Raw genomic sequence first — 21,343 nt, 5'->3', positions numbered from 1 at the left:
GCATGCAGCACGCTACGTCTATACTACAGGTAGATCTCCCCGAAGAATTCAGGACAATGGAAATTAGGCTCGGGAAGGTCGATCGGACTCCAACTTACGAAATGCGGATTCATTGTCTCATCGGCGCATTTATAGAAGTTCCCTAGTATTTTCTCCGGCAGATTACTAGGATCTAACCCCATCAACTTGAGTGGTATGACTACGATCAAGTTCCATGTATGAATACCTTTAATCTCCTCGAATGCCCTTCTTCTCACGGATGGGAGTCTTATGATGCTTTTATACTCTTCTTGCGAAAGCGACGTCTTGATATCCCGTGAGGTACGGCGGGCGGCATCGCAAGTCCCGATACAATTAAACTCGAAATTCATATAATGCGAGTCACCTTCCTTTTTCATGAAAAACTCCACGCAACTATCCTTATGGACCGAGGAATTGTCCATCTCATAAGACGCCTTTAGCGAATTACCCTGCACGCTATATCGTATATATAGATTTTTCTCTGTCCGAGCTATATTAAAAGCGGTGATCGGCTTATATGGATACTCATGCCAATTGGCATGGGTGAGGAACTCACGTTGGGATTGCACCTCAAGAATCGGTTCTATGGATGTTATATCGAGTACATCCAGAACGGGGATAACAGGAACTTTCAGTCTTTTCATTTTAACTATAGATTTGAAGTAAAGGCCATTGTAAGTAGGAGGTCAATAAAACCGATAGGGCACCGATAATAGACAATACGATAATGACAGAGCCCACGATCCGGTTCAGTAACCAAATGCCTCTAACGTTGAACCATTTTCTCAGTTTTCCAATAATATATGTTATGCCGAACCACCAAAGAACGGCCCCTAACCCTATGCAAACAATGCCCAATACCAGCAGCCAAAACGAATGTTCAGGCAGCACGAAACCAAACCGGGCGAATAATCCGATATAGAGCAAGACGATTAACACGTTGCTAAAGGTAAGTAGAAAAGCTGTAATAAAGTCTTGCGTGAAGGATAATTTTTTTTCCCGTTGTTTCTTTAGGTTCCGTACCGGGTTGCTTTGGAAGATATAATACCCGAAAATGCCGAGAACGATACTTCCGATCAATTGCAGGGGCGCTTGGTTCGCTTCCACGAAATTGACCACAACTCCCATGCCCAGACAAGTCAGTGCCGCATAAATCACGTCGGATAGTGCGGCCCCTAATCCGGTGACGAACCCGTGCCAACGTCCTTTATTTAGTGTTCTTTGTATACAGAGCATACCGATGGGGCCCATGGGGGCCGAAACCAATACGCCTATAATGATTCCTTTACTAACGATTCCTAGCATTAAGTTGAGTCTCTTCTAGTTTCTCGGGCAAAGATACATCCATTCTGCGATAAAAAAAAGGTAAAAAACGTAAGAGACTGTAGGGACGAGGCTCGCTCGTCCCTTATTTCGGGAGATTGGGACTGTACAATAGGGTCGTATCGAGAGTCATCAATTTACCGTCTTTCACGAATGAGTCTCCTCGCTCGGACAGGTGTTCTGCCATCGCCTCGCGTAGTTCGGACAACTTATTCTGATAGGCTGCGTCATCCCCGGAAGTGTCGCACCCAGACCGATTCCGAGGGATGACTTAATGAAGTTTCTTCTTTCCATTATTTAGCCTTGATTGTGTGATCCCGAACTCCTTTTAAGATTCCCTGCAATTGGAAAACGATCTCCGGATGTTGCAAGGCCTTGTTTCCTTCCTCGTAGACCTTCGTCATGTCGTATAACTGAGGCTCGGGGGAATATCCGGTCTCAATCTTCTCATATTCCATGATAGCGGAACCTACGCTCGGCTCGATATATTTCCAATCTTTCGTACGGACGGAAAGTGCCTTATTAAGCGCTTGCTCGATTACCCACGGGCGGTCTTCCTTGCTTTTCCCGATCCAAGTATCCAGATAATCATAGCTATCCGGCGCGCTTCCTTCCGGAAGACGGGAATTCGTCAGTGAGGCAAGGGAGGCGAACCAGTCGATCTGGCTCACTAGCGCATCTGATACGGCGGCTTGCTTGATCTCCTTTGGCCAATGTACGATAGCCGAGATACGCGTTCCCCCTTCGAAGGCACTGTATTTATTACCTCTAAGCGGTCCGGCGGGTTTATGATCGCCTAATAGCTCCACGGCCCGGTCCGCGTAACCATCGTCTACGACAGGTCCGTTGTCGCTTGACAAGATGATCAAGGTGTTTTCCGTCAATCCCATCTCATCCAATGTTTTCATCAATTGGCCTACGCTCCAGTCGAATTGCTCGATAGCGTCGCCCCTCACGCCCATCGGGTTCTTTCCCCGGAAACGGTCGTGCGGGAAGCGGGGTACATGCACGTCGTTCGTGGCGAAATACATGAAGAAAGGCTTCTCTTTATTCTCCTTAATAAAATCGATGGCGTGTGTCACGATAGAATCGGCGATATTCTCGTCTTTCCAAAGCGCCTTGCCGCCACCTTTCATGTAACCGATACGGCTGATTCCGTTTACGATGGATTGGTCGTGCCCGAAACTAGGCTTCTGGTTGTATAATAATTCCGGATTATCTTTTCCGGTCGGCTCTCCGGGAAAGTTCTTCTGGTAACTGACATAGATCGGGGCATCCGGATCGTAGTTCGCCACCTGCCCGTTCTCGATGAATACGCAGGGTACGCGGTCTGCCGTCGCCGCCATGATATAGGAATAATCAAATCCCAGATCGCCAAGGGCGGTGGGGAGTGGGGCGTTCCAGTCTTGCTCGCCCGCTTTGTCTCCTAGGCCAAGGTGCCATTTGCCGATAGCGGCCGTGGCGTATCCCGCGTTCTTGAACATATCGGCTATCGTATAACGCTCCGGTCGTATGATCATTCCGGCGTTTCCCGCGGCGATGTCCGTTCCCGGGCGGCGCCATGCGTACTCTCCGGTTAGCATGGAATATCGGGAGGGCGTACTGGTAGAGGCGGTCGCGTGAGCGTTGGTGAAGCGGATACCGTTCTTGGCGAGCCGGTTGATATTCGGGGTTTTCACTTGTGTGCCGTCGTAGCATTCCAAGTCTCCATATCCCAAGTCATCCGCGTAGATGAACAATACGTTTGGCGTTCTAGGTGTAATGTCTTGTCTCTGTTGGGCTTTTGCGATACCGGCTGTAAGAAGCGAGGCACCGATCCCTACGATAAGTGTTGATTTCATGTTGTTTATTATTTAGATGTTCTTGTTGTGTATCTGCGATTTCTTATTCATGGCATGTTCTATGGACATTAATTGAATTATATACAAAAATAACCAAATTATTTCAGAATAAGGGTAACCACACCAAAATATCTATGAGATGGAGCTTAGGAAGAAATGCTTTTTGGTTCTGGTTAAAAGGGGGGCTTATCGTATATTTTCATGTACGCTCTTGCTCCTTATCGTATGATGCTGTAAAAAGTCGTACGTGTTTCCCGAAAAACATGTACGACTTTTTACAGAAACACGTACGTGTTTTGCGAAAAAGATAATCACGTTTTTAAAGCATTAATGTTCAATTGTTTATATATTCGTTCCATTTATGTACTTATTGTATTGAATTTGTCTTGGAATACAGTGTGTTCTTTCATTAGAAAATCCGCTTTTCATCTTTGTAAATGGTTCATCAAAAAGGATATAATCTCATTGATTATAGCTATCTTTGCTACCTATAAGAAAATTTCTTGTATTTATTTGACTGACAGGTTGTAATTGAGAAGTAATAAGTTGTTGGTAATGATTTGGTGAAAGTCAAGTTGCACTAATAATCTATGCTTTGCTTACATTCAAACACACTCTATGCAAATATAGAAGAGATTTTGTTAATAACCAAAATATTCAGAAGTATTATAACAGAGACCAAGAATCCTTTTCTGTCTCTGCTATAATTTAAGATTTAGACTATTTCTTTTTTCTCTTATTTGTATTCAGTTTTTGAATATCTTTCTCCAACTCTTTGATGCTTTCCAATCGCTCCAACTGTTTTTGAACCTCCTTGTATTTGTCATACTCATCAGCGGCTTTTTGCAGTGCCAATTTATGAGAAATGGACCCAGCGTGTTCCAGTATATTTTTGTCATTCATCGTAAGCACCTGCTTCAGTTTCTCAATCCAATCCCGCATATACATTGGTTTGTGTTGTATTGCTTGAGTCTCTGCATAAGCGAGGAATTGTTCTACGATTAATTTCAAAATCCCAATTTCCTCCTCATTCAGGTAGTTCTTCCCAATTTCCACATCTGCTTTACGAACCTTGTTAGGCAGAGATGTTGATGTCAGTCCCATTTGCGGCAATGCGGCATTTGCCCGATAATAGATCAATTCCGCTGCAGTTTTACCACTAACCGCCCAAAGAAGTTTGTTTTGTATCTCTTTGTAAAAGGCAAGGGTCATTTCATCGGACGGGTCATAATCAATACTAGTGGCGTAAATATCCTTGATTTGTTGATAGAAGAGCCGTTCAGACAAGCGAATCTCTCGAATCCTGTCTAACAGTTCTCGGAAGTAGTTCATGGATGAGCCGCTCTTGAATCGCTCATCGTTCAGAGTAAATCCTTTGATGATATAATCCCTCAAACGTTGCGTTGCCCAGATACGGAACTGTGTACCTTGCATAGATTTCACCCTGTAGCCGACTGAGATTATTACATCCAAGTTGTAATAATTAACCTCGTGGCTCTGTGTCTTATCTTCAATCGCACCATGCTGAGTGGTTGTTCGGAATTTCCGAACAACCATATTCTCATTCAGCTCTCCTTCCTCGAAGATGTTTTTGATATGCTCACTTATAGTAGATTTAGCCTTTCCAAACAGAGACCCAATCTGTGTCTGCGTCAGCCAAACCGTCTCCTCCGAGAATAGTACATCGACTTTTATCGTACCATCCTGAGACTGATATATGATAATTTCATTTTGTTGTTCCATGTATACTTCTAAATATTGGAATTACCCTTCATTCCTTGGTTGTTATTTATTCTATATCTTTACTTTGCATAATGTGTCCTACTTGCTACTATTAAACAATTCTTTTATATCAACATTCAGTAAATCAGCTATTTTAGCGAAAGTTTCAACGGATGGTTGGATAGAATTGGAGCACCATCTTGATACTGTAGCAGGATCTTTTCCCAATTGTTCGGCAAGCCATTTTCCTGTCTTTTGCTTCTCTACTAAAACGACTTTTAATCTATTGATATGCTTCATTCTAACTGATTTAACTTGATATTTCATGCAAAGATATTGATTATTCCCGATAATGGCACAATCTTTAGTGAGAAACAGATAAGTTAGTTCTTATATACAGTTATCCACAATCTAAATTTCAAAGTGGTAGAATTTGACCACTTTAGAATAAGTGCGGGACTGCCGTCTTTTTGAATGCTATTTTCATTGAACAGGGTATGCCGCAGGGTGAGCGGCTTGTCAAACTCAACCAAATAGCCATTCACCAAATGAGCATATTGGAAAGCGGTGGCAATAAGAACCGAAAGTTGCTGAAATGAAGGATGATGAATTATGGTTCAAAACAAGGTTTACGATTATATGGTTACCATTTTGAGGGGATGAGACGCAGCACGCTGCGTCTCTACAACTGGAGACAAAATTGGGCGAAAAAAGTAAGTTAACTTCGTTGGCAAAGTAAGTTAATTAAAATACCGAAGTAAGTTAACTTACTTTGCCAACGAAGCTAGCTTACTTTGAAAGTGAGGCATTGGGGGTTGGAAATCAAATAAAATATTATACATTTGCATGACTGGATAAGTCAAAGCAAATAATAGGTATCAAACAATGATAAACTAAAAAACATATGGATTATCTTAGGTTGAAATATTATTAATACGTATATTTGCGACAAGAAAAGGCTTTTAAGTTAAGAGCCTCGTGTTGCGAGTGATATTTGTTCCATTGATTGAAAATCGGCAAAATTTTCTTACAATTCCCAATGGACAAAGAAGGCCCCGCAACCCTTTACCGACTATACGTGTTATCTATGCTGCCGTAGGTAGTAGAGGTATGTTATTGTATATAGATAAAGGGGGCGTGTGGCTGACTTTACTGGGAGTTGGGTCTTTGCCGAACCTTCAATCATGTAAATGTTCAGTCTGCGCCCTTTCCTTATATCTTAATGAAAGGACCACTACTTAACAAAAGCCATATAGCGCTCGTCTTTACGAAGGACATCTTTTCTAAAACATGTCCGGATCTTGTAAATCTAATAATTAATCATGTAAAGTGAATGGCTTATGGACGCTTGTAATATTGATGAGATCCAGAATCTCTTTATTTACTACTCCGCTTGTTTCAGCAAGTATTTTCCAGAGTTAGGGTTTTATTGTAATGAGAGGGAATTCCAGATACATGGTATCGTGCGGAGATATAGTGACATTACGGGAGTGTCCCATGATGGCTCTTATTTCTTAATTGAGATGCGAAAAGAATACCTGATCTACTTACCGTTATTGGTCGGTTCCAAATTCCGCATTTTAACTAAACAAAAACAACTTTATTCGTAATACAATCTTATGCTTATGCCAGAACTCATATCCATAGAAGAAGCCGCCCGTATTACCGGTTTCCCGTACGAGGAGATTGAAGATTGGGTAAAATCCCGAAAGATAACCTCTTTCCATACGAGAACCGGTACACGTATGGTAGATCCTGAGAACCTACGTGATTTCATTGCCCATATCGAACATCTAGGGATTCAAAAACTATACTTGCAACTGGTCATTCAAGACAAGGAGGAGGAAGCCGACGAGATTATCGCCCAGTACGACGATTACCTTTTCTGCCTACGATCCTTAAAGAACATCTCTCCCCTACTTAAACAAATCATCGCCGAACTATCCACATTTATAGATGATAAGCAAGATCGGTATATATTCACGGAAATAACCTCTGGGGCAAAAATACTGGATGTAGCCAAACGGATCTCCCTACCGGTCACAAGCCTAACCCTGTCTCCCTACATCCGTAAATGCCTCCAAAAATTGGAGCTGGAAACTATGGAGGACCTATTGCGCTACGCTAGGAAGAAAGGGCTCGATTCTTTGTTGAAGATCCCGGGATTCGGCCCTCTCGGTTTAGACCAGTTAAAATTTCAGCTGGAAAAGCATAAGATCATGAATAAGGCCGGAGACTCGGATCTCTATCAATACATCATCAATGAGCCGGATAGCTGAACACAAAAAGAGCCTCTCTTCACAGGGAGGCCCTTTTTATGTGATGCCGGAAATAACCAATAAAAACTTCCCGACACTACGGTGTTAATCATCTTATATGCTTACATAAAATTAGCAGAAGGCTTTGGTTTGCGATATACTAATAGTGTTACATTCTTTTTGACATTGCAAAGATACGTCGGCCTATAAGGGTGCGCAATACCTATATGTATGTAAAAAAGGAGAGTTCATACCTATTAATTGTTATATTTTTCTTCATGGCCGGTGAAATGGCGTAAAAAAGGCGTGAAACCAAGTGGAATCACGCCTAAATCTATCTATGCCTTTATTTTTAATGGGCAATCTTCAACTGATTCTCCAAAGCCTGTTTTATATACCCGTTAATCGTAGTTCCCGCCTCTTGCGCCAATGCTGCGATTCGGCTATGTATCTCTGGTGAAATACGGATATTTAACGTGCCGCTATAAGGTTTACGAGGTTCCACGCCATCAGCCAAACAGCCGGCAAGATAGCTTTCTACTCCGGCTTCAAAATCCGCACGAAGTTCATCGATAGTATTACCTTCATAAAGAATTAAATCTTTACTCATTCCAAGTACCTTTCCGCAAAGACAGTTATCAGCCTTACTGTACTCAACAGAACCTTTATAACCTTTGTATTCCAAATAGTCCATATTGAATCATTTCATTTAATTAAACCATTACTTTTTAAATGCTGATATATCGCTTTCATCATCCACTCCTTCATAATACTACCCGGATGCGGTTTATGAATATCAATATATTGTCCCGTCTGTTCATTTTTAAATCTCACGCGAGAACCTGACGTTGCACCTTTATTATGCTCGTTATAGCCATAAGAAGAAAGCAATTTTAAAGTTTCCTCGTAGGTGAAATCTTTAGGTAGTTTACAAAAACGCTCGATCAACTTTCCTTTAGAACCCATATCCTTGTTCTTTCTGCAAATGTAACTAATATTAGTTGCAAAACAAAAGAATATGGAGGAAAACTTCCCGACACTACAGTGTTAATCATTTAATGATCTTCTCGCTTGTAATAACTAACGCTTACCTCTGAAATAATACAAAACCGTATTTTCCAAAATTAACTATCAAGTTGTCTTGCGGGTCAATAATGGGGCCTATTCGGTATGACGTCTTGAAAATATTCTTCCGGGATACCTATGAGTAGGTAATTAGGGTCTCATTTTACCTACTTCGGGCGATTGTAGCAAATTCTCAGCCCCTGTAATTTTGCCAAAAATTATAAAACGCAATGAGAACGTTAACAAATTTATTAGCGATTGGATTACTTTCCTTTACCGCTCTACATGCTCAAGAGAGTAATATGAGCTCTACCGTAAAGGCATCGGAGATGTATGCCGACGGTTTTTCTAAATTCCGTTTTGGAGGATATGGTGAGATGGCTGCCAGTTATATGGATTATGACTGGAATTGGGTGACACCTCAAGGTACATCACATATGAATCGGGCTACTGTCTCTATCCCTCGTTTTATTTTAGCTTTTGATTATAAGTTCTCTCCCAAATGGGTACTGAGTTCCGAGATTGAGTTTGAGTATGGAGGAACAGGCGCCGCACGGGAAGTGGAGTGGTACGAGGAGAATGGAGAATATGAGACCGAGATCGAGAAAGGTGGCGAGGTTGCCTTGGAGCAGTTCCATATCTCTTATCTGATGAACAAGCATTTAAACTTCCGTTTTGGACATATGATCGTACCGGTAGGCTTGACCAACGCACATCATGAACCCTTGAACTTTTTTGGTGTATATCGTCCGGAAGGAGAGACTACCATATTACCTTCTACTTGGCATGAGACGGGTGTGGCTCTATTTGGTGATTTAGGAAATTTCGATTACGAGTTACAAGTCGTTTCCGGTCTGGACCCACAAGGTTTCCGTATGGAGAACTGGGTTGGCAAAGGTACGCAAGGCGCTTTCGAGGAAACTCAATTTACGCATCCTGCCTTTGTGGCTCGTGTCAACTATAATGGAGTGAAGAAATTTAAAGGCTTACGTGTGGGCGCTTCTTTTTATTATAACCAACCCTCTAAGAATAGTAGCAAACCGCTGCGTAACCAAGGTGAGAAATATCCGCTTACCATCGTGACGGCGGACGCTCAATATAAAAGTCCGAACAATAATTTGATCGCCAGAGGTAATATCGTTTACGGCCATCTGGGCAACAGCAACGCTTTGACAAAGGTAAACAATAACTCATCTTCAGCTTCCGGATATCCTAATTCAACCGTGGCGGAGACCGCTGTCAGTTATGCGGCTGAGGTTGGCTATAATGTAGGTTCCTTCTTTAGTCGGAAAGCCCCTAGAATTTATCCTTTCGTTCGCTACGAATATTATAATCCGATGCAATCCGTGGAGAAAGGCAGTAATAAACTGGCGGATAGACGTCTTCAAAAGAGCGTGATTACGGCTGGCCTTAACTATTACGCATTGCCTAATCTGGTCGTAAAGGCGGATTATGCGCACCGTATTGTAGGTAAGGGTGATTATAATAGCCAGAATATGGTTTCTGTCGGTATCGCTTATATCGGCTGGTTCTTATCAAGATAATAGACTATTAACAAATATATATGTAAGAATATGAAAAAAGTACTTTTATTACCCATGATGTTGATGGGTGTGGCTTTGAGCTTCACTTCTTGTGGAGACAACGATGATCCGGGCAAGGACCCCGATGTTGTAACTTATGACTTTAAGAATCTTCCTGCGGATTCGGGTGCAAAACCAACAGAAGATCAGATGAGTGCGGTTGTCGCTACTTTCGTTGATGAGGTAGCTTTGCCTACCTATAAGGACATGTTGACAAAGATGACCGCCTATAAAAATGCGGTAGACAAGTTCATCGCGTCTGGTTCTAAGAATGATTTAGCGGATGCCTGCGACGCTTGGCGTGCGGTTCGTGTACCTTGGGAACAAAGTGAGGCATTCTTGTTCGGTGTGGCGGATTTGGCACAGCTCGACCCGAGCTTGGATAGCTGGCCTTTGGATAAGAACGGTATAGAGGAGATTATAGCTACAGGAGAATTCAGCAAGATTTCAGGAGCTGTAGACGAAGACGCGGAAGATGGTCCTCAAAATTTACGTGGATTCCATACGGCGGAAAAGATGTTATTCTTAGACGGCGAGCCTCGTGATCTGGAAACAAGCCCGTTCGCAAAGAATGAATTGGAGTATTTGAAGTTAGTGTCCGAACGTATGTTATCTGATACTCAAGACTTATACAATGGTTGGTTGAAAGGCTTAGGAACTTCGGATGTTCCTTCTTCTTATGCGGAGGCTATGAAGAAACATGACGGTTCTGCCTATTCCATTGGTAATGTGTATCAGGCGATTGAGCTTATGCTGAATGGAAATAATGGTATGGCTGGAATCTCCAATGAAGTAGGTTCCGCTAAGATAACTGACCCGGTGACCGCATGGAATGGAAGTAATAAAGACGCTACTGACCCGAATAACCCCGGTGTCTTGGCTGTAGAGTCTTGGTATAGCTGGAATTCCTTGGACGACTATAAGAACAATATCGTAAGTATCAAGAACGCTTATTTCGGCGGTCGTGATTTGGATGAGGAATCCGCTTCCGAGAGTAGCTTGCATGCGTTGACTAAAATGATTAATCCTACGTTGGATAGTTTGATGGTAGTTCAAATTGATAAGACAATCGACGCTATCAATGCGATCGGCTATCCTTTCCGTAACAATCTAGGGGATACGGAGCATATCAATACAGCTACAGAAGCTTGCGCTGATTTAACGACAGGTTTGGGCGTTGTTAAGTCTAAGTTCACGAACTAATCGGACAAGCCGATACGATGAAACGAAGATTACTTCTATTATTCGCTTTATCCGGTAGTCTGCTGTGTAGTTGCGAATCCGAGGACTTGGAAAATTGGCAGGTTAAGAAACCCAATGGGCAGGTAGCTTCCGAGAAGGAATTGTCCGCGGGTATCTCAACCATTTTCTCCAATGCCCCGGATGCGTACGATACGCAGGCAAACTGGGTTACGGGCGAATTAGAGACGCGATTTAATCGTGGTGATGGATTGTACGACGATGCTCGCGGTGTTGAGAATGTGGATGGTGGAGGACTAGGGCCGCTTTATGCCGGATATTCTTGCGGTTCCTGTCATAAAAGTACCGGGCGGACCCGTCCGGCTATAGCCGATGGAGGTTCCGGCCCCGGCTTCTCATCCATGCTTATTTATATATCACGTAAAAGTGGCGGCTATTTTCAAGATTACGGCCGGGTACTACATGATCAAGCGATATACGGAACGAAACCGGAGGGAAGGGTTAAGATTACTACTACTTCCCAAAAATATACGTTCCCCGATGGGGAGGAATATGAGTTGGTCACCCCTCATTATGAGATAAAGGAATGGTATGCTGATAGTATCCCGATGTCGGATTTACGGATTTCCGTACGTCAACCCTTACGGCATGTCGGAATGGGGCAGATGATGGCGCTCGACTTGGATATGCTAAAGCAGATCGCTGCTAAAAGCAATTATCCGGAATATGGTATTAGTGGACGTATAAACTATGTGATGGAAAAGGGAAAGAAGCAGATCGGTATCTCTGGTAATAAGGCGAATCATGCCGACTTAACGGTGGAATTGGGATTCTCTTCCGACCTCGGTGTAACGAACGATCGTTTCCCGCATGAGGTAGGAGAAGGACAGAGTAATATGATGGGTTTTGCCATGACCGGGGCGCAGGTCTCTACGGAAGATATGGAAGATGTGGATTTATACCTCCAGACCTTGGGGGTACCCGCCCGTCGGAATGTGGATGATCCTACGGTTCTTCAAGGAGAGCAACTTTTCTATCAAGCGAAATGTCATTTATGCCATGTGACTTCCTTGAAGACACGCCCTCGCGGATCTGTCCTTTTGAATAATACGGAATTGCCTCAATTAGGTAATCAGGTGATCCATCCTTATTCGGACTTTTTATTGCATGATATGGGGGTTGAGCTAGGGGATGATTATCCCAGTGGCTTGGCCAACGGTAATGAATGGAGGACTACCCCGTTATGGGGATTGGGATTACAAGAGGTCGTAAACGGCCATACCTATTATTTACATGATGGCCGTGCCCGGAACCTGACGGAGGCTATTATGTGGCATGGTGGGGAAGGGGCTGCGTCGCGTACCCTATTCTCTCGCATGACAAAAGACGAGCGGGCCGCTTTGATTAAATTCCTACAAAGTTTATGAATAAATAACGCATAGAATCGAAATGAAAAAAATATATAGGACGTTGCTTGTGGTGCTTCTATCAGCGGGTGTTTTCTCCGTGAAAGCTCAAGATACAAAGAAAGAGATGGATGATAAATATGTAGAGAACGATGTGGTTTCACTAGCGGGAAAGAAGGGCTTTTCCTTTTCTACCAAGGCTGGTGACTTTTTGTTTAAGCCCTATGCGTTGGTACAGGCAAGCGCTTGCTACAACCGGTATGACGACCAAGGGCTGGAAAGCCATTATGCCAAGAGCGTAGCGAACTCTGGTTTCGCGATCCCTAACGCTATTCTCGGTTTTACGGGTAAGGCTTTTGGACGGGTTACTTTCAATTTATCGCTGAATGCCGCTAAGAGTGGAGGGGCCTTATTGCAACAGGCTTGGTTCGACGTAGCGATCAAGGAATCGTTTCGTATCCGTGTCGGTAAGTTCAAGACACCGTTTATGCATGGCTATTTAAGTACTTTGGGGGAGACGTTGTTTCCGGTACTGCCTTATTCCGCTTCCCAATCCGTATTGCTTCCTTACGACGTGAATTATGTTATACCGAATATGTCCACGGGATTCGACTTGGGTGTACAGGTACATGGTTTGATCAATGATAAATGGAATTATCAAGTCGGTATTTTTAATGGTACGGGTATCGACGTGAATTTGGCGACTAAGACAAACTGCGATGATCATAAATGGTTGCCTTCGCTGTTATATGCGGGTCGTCTGGCCTTTATGCCGAAGGGGGAGATGCCAACGTCTCAAGGCTCGCCGGAGAATCTGAACGACGATAAGATGTCTATCGCCGTATCTGCCTCTTATAATGCGGAGGCTGAGTTCTTGACCAGTAGCGACACCCGTGTGGGCGTTGAGTTCGCATGGATCAAGAACCGCTGGTATGTAGCAGCCGAAGGTTATTATATGAATATGCATTTTACCAAGATCATGCAAAAGCCGGATAAGAATTTCTGGGGAGCTTACGCTCAATTGGGCTATTTCATCACTCCGAAATTACAGGGTGCTTTGCGATATGATTTCTATGATCGAAACGCTACGGATGAGGGTGGTTTGTTAAATATGCCCGCCGCTGGTTTGAATTATTATTTCTTTAATAATAATTTGAAACTACAGGTTATGTATCAATATTTAGGTCGTAGCGGTCATGCTACGCAGAATGACCGGGATGAGGACGCTATTGGATTGGCTCGTCACTCCGCTACGGCTATGTTGCAGTTCACGTTCTAATCTTTGGGTATGAAACTATATAGTCTATATATAATGTATGCCTTATTCCTGTTATTCGGGCTGGGTTGTGATGAGGGTAAGATTTATCCGGATGAGACGGTTGATTCCGGGCGAACCGCTACCGTGTCACTTTCTTTCACTGGCCTGAAAGCTTGGCCGAAGGAGAATATGCTCTCGTTATGCGCTTTTGGCGAGGATAAGTCGAAACCTTTGCAAACCCAGCGTATCAGTAAGCCGGCGGAAGACGGCAAAAGACTAAAACTCCGATTGAATAATGTCACTCCGGATACGAGGAGTATAGAGGTCGCTGTGATTAGTAGGGGATTGCGGTTGGTTTACTCCTATTATACGTCTCCGGTGGATGATTCGGACGAACCGCTTGATTTGTCTGTGGGCGAATTGGATTTAGCGAGCTTCAAACGTGTACAAGCGCAGGTGTTCGACTTGAATTGCCTGTCTTGTCATGGCGGGGGATCGGGATTGGCCGGTCAGCTGGATCTTAGGGACGATGTAGCCTATAAATCCTTAGTGAATGTCAAGGCGCCCCTTTCGGAAGAGGGTAAGAACTACGTGACCCCGGGTGATATAAACGATAGTTTCTTGCTGGATATATTGGAGGATGATCCGGTACATAAGGATATGTTCAATAGTTCTGGGAAACAGGAGGTCCTTGCTTTGATCCAAGGTTGGATCTTAGGAGGGGCATTGGATAATTGATAAGAAAGAAAATGATGAATTATACGAGAAAAATAGATACGGATAAAGCGGTAGAGGTTCAGATCTCTTCATTCACGGGCAAAGGTGGAACAACGGAATATCAGGTGATGGTATCGATTACAGATCCTTGTTTGTCTTTCGTGGAGCAATTGCAAAACCTTTTGCGGGTTTATGTGACTGTCGTGAAAGAAGAGCTATCGAATGACGCTACCGCCGTTTTCCGCCGTTATTTTTTAAGTGATGCGGCTAATCAGACGGATAACGTGATGGAGTGGGAGTGCGAGAGCGCCTTTTGTCCGCTCTCTATCGTGCAGCAACCGCCTTTGAATGGAACAAAGATCGCTATGTGGACTTATTTGCAAACGGGCATGTCGGTACAAACGCACGATTCCGGTTTACTGGAAGCATCGCATAACGGTTATAGGCACCTCTGGGGGGGAGGTGCCTTCAATAAGGCGGCCAATTCGGAATACCAGACCCGGCTTTTATTGAATGACTATGTGATGCAATTGATGGGGCAGCGTTGTACGTTGGCCTCTCATTGTGTCCGTACTTGGTTCTTTGTGCAAAACGTAGACGTGAATTACGCCGGTGTGGTGAAAGCCCGGAAAGAAGTTTTTATCACGCAGAATCTTACGGAGAAGACGCATTATATCGCTAGTACGGGTATCGAGGGACGTCATGCCGATCCCTCGGTGTTGGTACAGATGGACAGTTATGCGGTGGATGGGTTGGAGTCGGGACAGGTTCAGTTCCTTTACGCTCCCACGCACTTGAATCCTACTTATGAATATGGAGTAACCTTCGAGCGGGGTACGGCTGTTACGTATGGGGATCGTAAACAGGTCTTCATCTCGGGTACGGCGAGTATCGATAACCGGGGAGAGATTGTCTATCCGGGCGATATCGTAAAACAAACCGAGCGGATGATGGAAAATATCAGCGTGTTGCTGAAAGAGGCGGACGCTACTACTCGTGATATTACGCAGGCGATCACCTATTTGAGAGATGTGGCTGATTATGCGGTGGTTAAGAAGTATTTTGAGGCGCATTACCCGGATTTGCCACATTTGATAGTCTTGGCCCCCGTTTGCCGTCCCGGATGGTTGATAGAGACTGAGTGTATAGCGGTCGTGCCGATGGAGTCGTCCTTTAAGCCTTTGTGAAATAATAATAAATGTACGAGATATGGAAGAAAAAGGAGTATATTTGGCTATTCAAACACCAAGACAAGTTAGAAAGAAGCCTATGTATAAAAATGGAATGTACCGGGAAACCGATAAAATGAGTGATCTGATCTGCGAGAACTATCCGATGGTTTTAGTCATGAGCCGCTTTGGTATAGCGCTCGGGTTCGGAGAGAAGAATATCGGGGAGGTTTGCCGGCAGAATGGGGTGGATGCTTGTACTTTCCTGACGGTCGTGAATTTCTTGGTCGAGGAAGTGAATACGCCTGTCGAGAATATCAGCAAATGCCTGTCGATCGAGAACTTGATCCGCTATTTGCATAATGCCCATGATTACTTCTTGAACTTCCGCTTGCCACATATCCGTCGTAAATTGGTAGACGCTATATCCGGGTGCCCGGAGGATGTCGCTTTTGTGATCACGAAGTTTTTCGATGAGTATGCGGAGGAGGTAAATAAACATATGTCTTATGAGGAACGTGCTGTTTTCCCTTATGTCCGTAATTTGTTGGAAGGAAAGAGAGATCCGAAATACAATATTACGATCTTCCGCAAGCGTCATGATCAGATCGAGATGAAGATCACGGAGTTGAAAAATATCCTGATCAAATACTATCCGGGAGCGGGTACGAATATACTGAATAGTGTCTTGTTCGATATTTTTGCCACGGAGGAAGACTTGGCTTCACATACCCGTGTGGAGGATTATTTGTTTGTACCGGCCATATTGGCTTTGGAAAAGCAATTATAAGCATGAATCGATGAGTACAAATCTAAAGATCGCGATAGCCGAACCTTCTGTTATCATAAGGAGCGGACTGGAGAACCTGTTGAAACGGTTACCGGGTTTCCGTATCCAGATGGTGGAGATTCATTCGGTGGAATCTCTTTTCGACTCGCTTCGTATGCACAAACCGGATGTGTTGATCGTGAACCCGGCTTTGCCCGGCTATTTCACGTTGCGGCATTTGAAGGAGGAAAGCGGCTGTGCCGAGATGAAATGTATCGCTTTATTATATTCTGTCTCAGACAGTATGTTATTGCGTTCGTATGATGGGCAAATCAACATATACGACAGCCCCGATGAGATCAAGGGCAAGCTGGAGCGGTTGAACGCCGAGGTACTTCCGGATGACGAGCCGGAAGGGGATGACGAGCAGCGCTCGTTAAGCTCGAGGGAAAAAGAGATCGTAGTCTGCGTCGTGAAGGGTATGACAAACCGGGAGATAGCGGATCGTTTGTTTCTTTCTACGCATACGGTCATCACCCACCGCCGTAATATCGCTCGGAAACTTCAAATTCATAGTGCCAGCGGTCTTACGATCTATGCGATTGTCAATAAGCTGGTCGAGCTGGGCGACATCAAGCGGGAGTGATCCCGCGCTTGCGGCTTCCGGTCAGGGGGCTCGCGATTCCTTAGGGAGCGAATTGAAAACAGCTTAGTAAGCAGGCCGGCATCAGCTTAGTAAGCAGACACCCCCTTTACTTAGTAAGTAGACACCCCTACTGCTTACTAAGTAGATGACGCTTTACTTAGGGAGTTGTTTTTTCCTTGCTTTATAAGTTGTTGGGAGATATGAGCGGGAAATCCTGTCGCCCTATTTAATGTACGCACGTACATTATATTATATATAAAAAACGCAAGATTTAAACGATCATCTAAATCTTGCATTTGCAAAGGTACGCGTTTCTTTTTATCGCGCAAGGCTTCCACAATCTTTTTTATCCCTTTATCCGCTTTCTTATCAATAGGATAGCCTAAGCCTTACGAACTTGCCTTTTTCTTTTACGAACCCTTGTTTTCCCTCCTTGAAAACGACTAGTCTAAACGATCGTTTAAACTAGTCGTTTTTGAAATGATAGTGGACGATCCGTGAAGTGGATAAGTACTTAATTAACACTATTATTAATATTAAATTTTCGATTTATGAACAAAAAGTTTTCTACACTTTTGTGCGCTAGCTTAATGTTATCGGCATTTTCTGTGCAGGCACAGTCGGCCTTTGACATTGAGAATAGCCCGAATGGAGGGGATGCTAGTCCTACAGAGTATCTGAAAAGTGCGACCCCGTCAGAGGTGTTCCAAATTCGTTATGATAATGGAACGATTAACGATTTGACTGATGATTTGGTTTTGATCGTGGACAAGGTAGGTGGTAAGTACGTTTATCGTGCGGTCAGCCCAGATCAGATTCCTAACTTGAAAGCATCCTTGTGGTGTTTGCAATTGACACAAGAAAATGCGGGTAAAGAGCCTATTTATGATTTCATAAACAAAGAGACGGGGCTTCCTTTGGCATTTGATAAAGAGGGAACAGCCGAGGTGGGTCAAAGTTTTGCCGGTTGGGCATTCTCCTCTACTTGGGCGAAAGGTGCAGGCTTGTCTGATAGAGGTGCTGGTAAGAAAGGTTTATCCATGTACACCTATATCAGTACGGATGAGGTGTTGCGAATCAAGAAAGCCGCAGATTTCGCTACTAGCGGTAATATTGACACAGAGAAGGTCTATGCGAATCAGGCAGAGGCGGAACGTAGAACGAATACGGCTGCTGACGCTATTTCCTTCAAATTGTACGATGCCGGTTCTTACGTATTGAGCGCAAATGAGTTGAATGCGTTCTTGAAGGAGAATAACTATATGTTGAAATTTGAACCGGATGATTCTTATGGAGAGAATCCGTTCTCTAATACTCAACTTTATGCTTTGCCTGCGGTAGGTGACGCTACTACACATAATTTCTTGTATATAGCTTCTAAGGCTTCAAAGAAAAACACGGATGTTGAGACGATGGAGAAGGGTACCTTCTTGAAGGTGGATACCTTATCGAATGGTGTAGGCATCGAGTTCTTGAAGTTAGGCTGGACGGATTTGACAGCGAAAGATAAAAATGGCAATTTGGTGAATAATAACGTTGCTACTATCTCACGAATTCCTGAGCAACACAAATTCTTGTTCACTTACAAGCCGACTTCCGATGAGATCTTTATCCAAGTAGCTTCTGCCTTGCATCGTGATGATACGGCAGAAAAGAAAGGAAATTATTGGAATTCTGAAACGAATACCCAGGAGGCCAGATTCCGTAATGATTATCCACAGTCTACTGATCCGAATCGACAGTATAAGTATCATGTGTTGAATTGCCCAATACCAATGAAGGAGTGGGCTGAAAGTACTGCTGTTGATGAGCATGAGGCAGATATGTTGTTTATCAAGTTGAATAACTTTACAAAGGCGGATCGTGTTGTTACTGTTGGTTTCCAGTCTATTAACACGAAGATCAGCTTCAATACGAAAAGTTGCGTGGCTCCGAACTTGACTTCTATCGAGGAGAATATTTATGTGATCTACAACGAGAAGGGTCAAGTATTGGCTGCTCCGATCCACTTGAACGATGATAATGGTGACAACAAGGTTCATTGGGTAACTTTGGATGCTCAAGATCCGAACCACATGCCTGCTTATCAATGGATTGTAACTAAGGTTCGTAACACGGATAATACGACGAAGGCTGAGGCTATCAAGACTTCTCCTGTTGTTATCCGCAACCGTGAGTATCCGGACTTGTGTACGGCTAACGTACAATTCTCTGAGGAGAATGGTAAGATCGTGGCAAGTGACGTGAAGATTAATAATAACGATATTACTGATTTCGTAATCAACTTCAATGGTAAGGCAGAGGATATATTCGTGCCTGTTCCACTTGAGAACAAGAAGGATTCGAAGTTGGGTTACCGTTTCTTAACGGAGGATTCTTTGAAGGTGAACAAATATGTATTCAACTATTTGAACCCGTTCACTCCGGATTATTGGATCGCCAATGGTTCTGATAAGGATTCTGTGAACTATGTGAAGAAGACAGCTGATCGTTACAAATTGGAGAGTGGTGTTACTTCTAAATATGGTTACGGTTGGGATAAGAATAATGATAGCCAAGAGGCTAAGGTCATGAAACGTTTGAACTTCGTTCGTTTGGAAAGAACAAACTACGTGATCAAGAGCGTAGATGGCAAGAAGTCAATGGTTGAGTCTTACAACGAAAAATACGGTATGGGTGTTACTAACTATGACACTTATAATGAGCATAAAAGCATCGAGCCGTATATGGTGGATACCTTCTTCTTCAAGGAGAACAACCACTGGGAAGGAAAGCATTTCTATGCGATCGTAGAGACTTCTCCAAAGTGGGATAATGATGAGTATTATTATAAGAATGGTTTGAAGGTTGCTGCTAATGGTACTATTTCTGCTGGAGCCGTACCGACTGGTACAAAATATGTACGTCCTATCATCCGTAGCTTGGCACACACGACTTATAAGGTAGGTACTGCTGATGACGGTATGAGTGCTGTATTGAAAGTTCAGAACTTAGAGGAGACTCGTACTTCTGCCTTCACGGTAGAGCCGGATCAGACACCGTTGTATCGTCGTTTCAACAACGCTTTGTTAGGTGAGAACGCCGGTGAGAATATGGATGCTACAGATACGTTGTTCTTCCGTGAGAAGATCCGTGGTGAGTACTTGATGGATGAGTGGAACACGAAGTTGCAAGACTCTAACGTAGACTACGCCGGTATTTGGAGCGAGAATGAGGCTGCTGCCATGAATCCTGCTTCCAAGGGTAAATATGCGTTCATCGTTGATACCGCATGGGTACGCCGTGGCGCTGGTTTCGTGAAACCGCAATACTTGATCTCTGTAGATCGTCACGACCAAGAGGCTATCGAGACGATTCCTTGTAGCGAGGCTGATGGTACTCACTTCTATATCGATGAGAAGGGTAACGCTCACTCTACGGATAAATGGCATTGCCAGCATGCTACGAAGGGTCGTCCGGGCTTCCATTATGGCAAGTACTTAATCAGCTTTGGTGACTCCGCTATCGTTAATAGCCTGGATAAACCGTATATGGATATTAAGGGTGGTTACACTCGCGTAGGATTCGTGGAGGCAATCCACTATGGCGACAGCTTGTATATCTTGGATGAGGAGTTTGTTAAGGTTGCTAAGGATGATCCTGCCAAGTTGAGCGTAGAGAAGATCATCGCCGCTTATAAGAAAGCTGGTAAGAACTTGATCGTGAACTTGAAGGGTGACAATCACAAGAATGCGACTTGGTCATTCCGCTATGTAGATCCTATGAAGGCTATGCAGGCATACGCTGACGGTGTAGAGGGTGTGAACAATGAGTTCATGTTCGAGTCTAACATTTACAATGAGACGGCTGCTGAATCTCAATATATAAGTAATGATGTTTCTAAGGAAGGTAAGGCTACTCATGGTTTCGACCATGCGGTTGAAGGCTCTATCGCTCCTAGATATGCGGCTTGGTTGAAGATGCAGAACGGTTGCTTGGTATTGACTCGTGGTGATTCTAAGTTTGATGATGCTAAGACTGGTTCTGATGGTGCATTGATCTTCAACGCTTATCAGGCAGCTGAGAAGGATATGGTAACTTCTAACGACGAAGTAGCTGTAGAAGGTGTATCTGTAGTAGCCGGTAACGGTACTGTAACTGTTCAGGGCGCCGCAGGTAAGTCTGTAGTTATCACGAACATCTTAGGTAAGGTAGTCGCTGAGACCGTTCTTACTTCCGACAACGCTACAATCGCTGTACCTGCCGGTATCGTAGCGGTAGCTATCGATGGTGAGGAAGCTGTAAAGGCTATCGTAAAATAAGAAGTATAAAGAGATAAGATAAATCAAGAATCATTCCCGTGCGGCAAGGTGCCAAGTAATCCGC

The 21,343-nt window shown here is 43.8% G+C and carries 18 protein-coding genes and 1 pseudogene; 12 read left to right on the top strand and 7 right to left on the bottom strand.

The annotated features are described in order from the left end of the window. Nucleotides 1-23: 23 nt before the first annotated feature. The 5 genes from DWX33_RS02740 to DWX33_RS02720 form a co-directional block, all read right to left on the bottom strand. Nucleotides 24-665 (bottom strand): carbohydrate-binding family 9-like protein, encoded by a 642-nt coding sequence (locus tag DWX33_RS02740; protein ID WP_005861151.1) that lies wholly within the window; start codon nt 663-665, stop codon nt 24-26. A 1-nt stretch (nt 666) separates the two neighbouring features. Next, nucleotides 667-1,326, bottom strand: a complete 660-nt coding sequence (locus DWX33_RS02735) for a LysE family translocator (protein ID WP_122379799.1) — start codon at nt 1,324-1,326, stop codon at nt 667-669. A 311-nt stretch (nt 1,327-1,637) separates the two neighbouring features. Beyond that, complete coding sequence (locus tag DWX33_RS02730; protein ID WP_122379798.1) at nt 1,638-3,185, bottom strand: arylsulfatase; 1,548 nt, start codon at nt 3,183-3,185, stop codon at nt 1,638-1,640. A 720-nt stretch (nt 3,186-3,905) separates the two neighbouring features. Further along, on the bottom strand, nt 3,906-4,928 hold the full coding sequence (locus DWX33_RS02725; RefSeq protein WP_122379797.1) for a virulence RhuM family protein: 1,023 nt from the start codon (nt 4,926-4,928) through the stop codon (nt 3,906-3,908). Nucleotides 4,929-5,006: 78 nt separating this feature from the next. Continuing rightward, the gene (locus tag DWX33_RS02720) at nt 5,007-5,234 is read right to left on the bottom strand and encodes a helix-turn-helix transcriptional regulator (protein ID WP_121962008.1); all 228 of its coding nucleotides are present in this window, start codon (nt 5,232-5,234) and stop codon (nt 5,007-5,009) included. 143 nt (nt 5,235-5,377) lie between these two features. Here DWX33_RS02720 and DWX33_RS22695 point away from each other — a divergent pair. The 3 genes and pseudogenes from DWX33_RS22695 to DWX33_RS02700 all read left to right on the top strand — a co-directional run. Beyond that, nucleotides 5,378-5,506: pseudogene (locus DWX33_RS22695) on the top strand (KilA-N domain-containing protein); the annotation flags it as partial. 741 nt (nt 5,507-6,247) lie between these two features. Next, a complete protein-coding gene (locus DWX33_RS02705; protein ID WP_005861164.1) occupies nt 6,248-6,517 on the top strand; it encodes a hypothetical protein in 270 nt (89 codons plus the stop codon). 15 nt (nt 6,518-6,532) lie between these two features. After that, nucleotides 6,533-7,186 (top strand): transcriptional regulator, encoded by a 654-nt coding sequence (locus DWX33_RS02700; RefSeq protein ID WP_087343578.1) that lies wholly within the window; start codon nt 6,533-6,535, stop codon nt 7,184-7,186. A gap of 331 nt (nt 7,187-7,517) precedes the next feature. Here DWX33_RS02700 and DWX33_RS02695 read toward each other — a convergent pair whose 3' ends face one another. Further along, a complete protein-coding gene (locus tag DWX33_RS02695; protein WP_122379796.1) occupies nt 7,518-7,859 on the bottom strand; it encodes a type II toxin-antitoxin system HicB family antitoxin in 342 nt (113 codons plus the stop codon). Nucleotides 7,860-7,870: 11 nt separating this feature from the next. Beyond that, nucleotides 7,871-8,131, bottom strand: coding sequence for a type II toxin-antitoxin system HicA family toxin (locus DWX33_RS02690; RefSeq protein ID WP_122379795.1), 261 nt, complete (start codon nt 8,129-8,131; stop codon nt 7,871-7,873). Nucleotides 8,132-8,460: 329 nt separating this feature from the next. Here DWX33_RS02690 and DWX33_RS02685 point away from each other — a divergent pair, with 329 nt between their 5' ends. The 9 genes from DWX33_RS02685 (at nt 8,461) to DWX33_RS02645 (ending at nt 21,279) form a co-directional block, all read left to right on the top strand. Continuing rightward, the gene (locus tag DWX33_RS02685; RefSeq protein ID WP_005861166.1) at nt 8,461-9,774 is read left to right on the top strand and encodes a porin; all 1,314 of its coding nucleotides are present in this window, start codon (nt 8,461-8,463) and stop codon (nt 9,772-9,774) included. A gap of 30 nt (nt 9,775-9,804) precedes the next feature. After that, nucleotides 9,805-11,016 carry an imelysin family protein gene (locus DWX33_RS02680; RefSeq protein WP_008780678.1) on the top strand — a complete coding sequence of 404 codons (1,212 nt, stop codon included), beginning with the start codon at nt 9,805-9,807 and terminating at the stop codon, nt 11,014-11,016. Nucleotides 11,017-11,033: 17 nt separating this feature from the next. Beyond that, nucleotides 11,034-12,440 carry a di-heme oxidoredictase family protein gene (locus DWX33_RS02675; RefSeq protein ID WP_122379794.1) on the top strand — a complete coding sequence of 469 codons (1,407 nt, stop codon included), beginning with the start codon at nt 11,034-11,036 and terminating at the stop codon, nt 12,438-12,440. A 22-nt stretch (nt 12,441-12,462) separates the two neighbouring features. Continuing rightward, entirely contained in the window at nt 12,463-13,698 is a 1,236-nt protein-coding gene (locus tag DWX33_RS02670) for a porin (RefSeq protein WP_121737033.1), read from the top strand. 9 nt (nt 13,699-13,707) lie between these two features. After that, nucleotides 13,708-14,415, top strand: coding sequence for a hypothetical protein (locus tag DWX33_RS02665; RefSeq protein WP_122379793.1), 708 nt, complete (start codon nt 13,708-13,710; stop codon nt 14,413-14,415). Between the two features lie 11 nt (nt 14,416-14,426). Continuing rightward, on the top strand, nt 14,427-15,581 hold the full coding sequence (locus tag DWX33_RS02660) for a Rid family hydrolase (RefSeq protein WP_122379792.1): 1,155 nt from the start codon (nt 14,427-14,429) through the stop codon (nt 15,579-15,581). Nucleotides 15,582-15,663: 82 nt separating this feature from the next. After that, nucleotides 15,664-16,353 (top strand): hemerythrin domain-containing protein, encoded by a 690-nt coding sequence (locus tag DWX33_RS02655; protein ID WP_199713244.1) that lies wholly within the window; start codon nt 15,664-15,666, stop codon nt 16,351-16,353. A 10-nt stretch (nt 16,354-16,363) separates the two neighbouring features. Next, nucleotides 16,364-16,978: a response regulator transcription factor gene (locus DWX33_RS02650; RefSeq protein WP_122379790.1), complete on the top strand. Its 615-nt coding sequence runs from the start codon at nt 16,364-16,366 to the stop codon at nt 16,976-16,978. Nucleotides 16,979-17,529: 551 nt separating this feature from the next. Then, a complete protein-coding gene (locus DWX33_RS02645; RefSeq protein ID WP_122379789.1) occupies nt 17,530-21,279 on the top strand; it encodes a DUF6383 domain-containing protein in 3,750 nt (1,249 codons plus the stop codon). Nucleotides 21,280-21,343 lie beyond the last annotated feature (64 nt).

The organism is Parabacteroides sp. AF19-14 (assembly GCF_003635485.1).
GTDB classification, from domain to species: Bacteria; Bacteroidota; Bacteroidia; order Bacteroidales; family Tannerellaceae; genus Parabacteroides; species Parabacteroides distasonis.
This window is presented reverse-complemented; position numbering and strand designations above follow the sequence as displayed.

Bases quoted from the DNA above. Each gene is read 5' to 3' on its own strand.
- DWX33_RS02685 (WP_005861166.1), top strand. From the start codon at position 8,461: ATGAGAACGTTAACAAATTTATTAGCGATTGGATTACTTTCCTTTACC.
- DWX33_RS02740 (WP_005861151.1), bottom strand. From the start codon at position 665: ATGAAAAGACTGAAAGTTCCTGTTATCCCCGTTCTGGATGTACTCGAT.
- DWX33_RS02670 (WP_121737033.1), top strand. From the start codon at position 12,463: ATGAAAAAAATATATAGGACGTTGCTTGTGGTGCTTCTATCAGCGGGT.
- DWX33_RS02675 (WP_122379794.1), top strand. From the start codon at position 11,034: ATGAAACGAAGATTACTTCTATTATTCGCTTTATCCGGTAGTCTGCTG.
- DWX33_RS02700 (WP_087343578.1), top strand. From the start codon at position 6,533: ATGCCAGAACTCATATCCATAGAAGAAGCCGCCCGTATTACCGGTTTC.
- DWX33_RS02680 (WP_008780678.1), top strand. From the start codon at position 9,805: ATGAAAAAAGTACTTTTATTACCCATGATGTTGATGGGTGTGGCTTTG.
- DWX33_RS02660 (WP_122379792.1), top strand. From the start codon at position 14,427: ATGATGAATTATACGAGAAAAATAGATACGGATAAAGCGGTAGAGGTT.
- DWX33_RS02645 (WP_122379789.1), top strand. From the start codon at position 17,530: ATGAACAAAAAGTTTTCTACACTTTTGTGCGCTAGCTTAATGTTATCG.
- DWX33_RS02730 (WP_122379798.1), bottom strand. From the start codon at position 3,185: ATGAAATCAACACTTATCGTAGGGATCGGTGCCTCGCTTCTTACAGCC.
- DWX33_RS02695 (WP_122379796.1), bottom strand. From the start codon at position 7,859: ATGGACTATTTGGAATACAAAGGTTATAAAGGTTCTGTTGAGTACAGT.
- DWX33_RS02650 (WP_122379790.1), top strand. From the start codon at position 16,364: ATGAGTACAAATCTAAAGATCGCGATAGCCGAACCTTCTGTTATCATA.
- DWX33_RS02705 (WP_005861164.1), top strand. From the start codon at position 6,248: ATGGACGCTTGTAATATTGATGAGATCCAGAATCTCTTTATTTACTAC.
- DWX33_RS02655 (WP_199713244.1), top strand. From the start codon at position 15,664: ATGTATAAAAATGGAATGTACCGGGAAACCGATAAAATGAGTGATCTG.
- DWX33_RS02690 (WP_122379795.1), bottom strand. From the start codon at position 8,131: ATGGGTTCTAAAGGAAAGTTGATCGAGCGTTTTTGTAAACTACCTAAA.
- DWX33_RS02665 (WP_122379793.1), top strand. From the start codon at position 13,708: ATGAAACTATATAGTCTATATATAATGTATGCCTTATTCCTGTTATTC.
- DWX33_RS02725 (WP_122379797.1), bottom strand. From the start codon at position 4,928: ATGGAACAACAAAATGAAATTATCATATATCAGTCTCAGGATGGTACG.
- DWX33_RS02735 (WP_122379799.1), bottom strand. From the start codon at position 1,326: ATGCTAGGAATCGTTAGTAAAGGAATCATTATAGGCGTATTGGTTTCG.
- DWX33_RS02720 (WP_121962008.1), bottom strand. From the start codon at position 5,234: ATGAAATATCAAGTTAAATCAGTTAGAATGAAGCATATCAATAGATTA.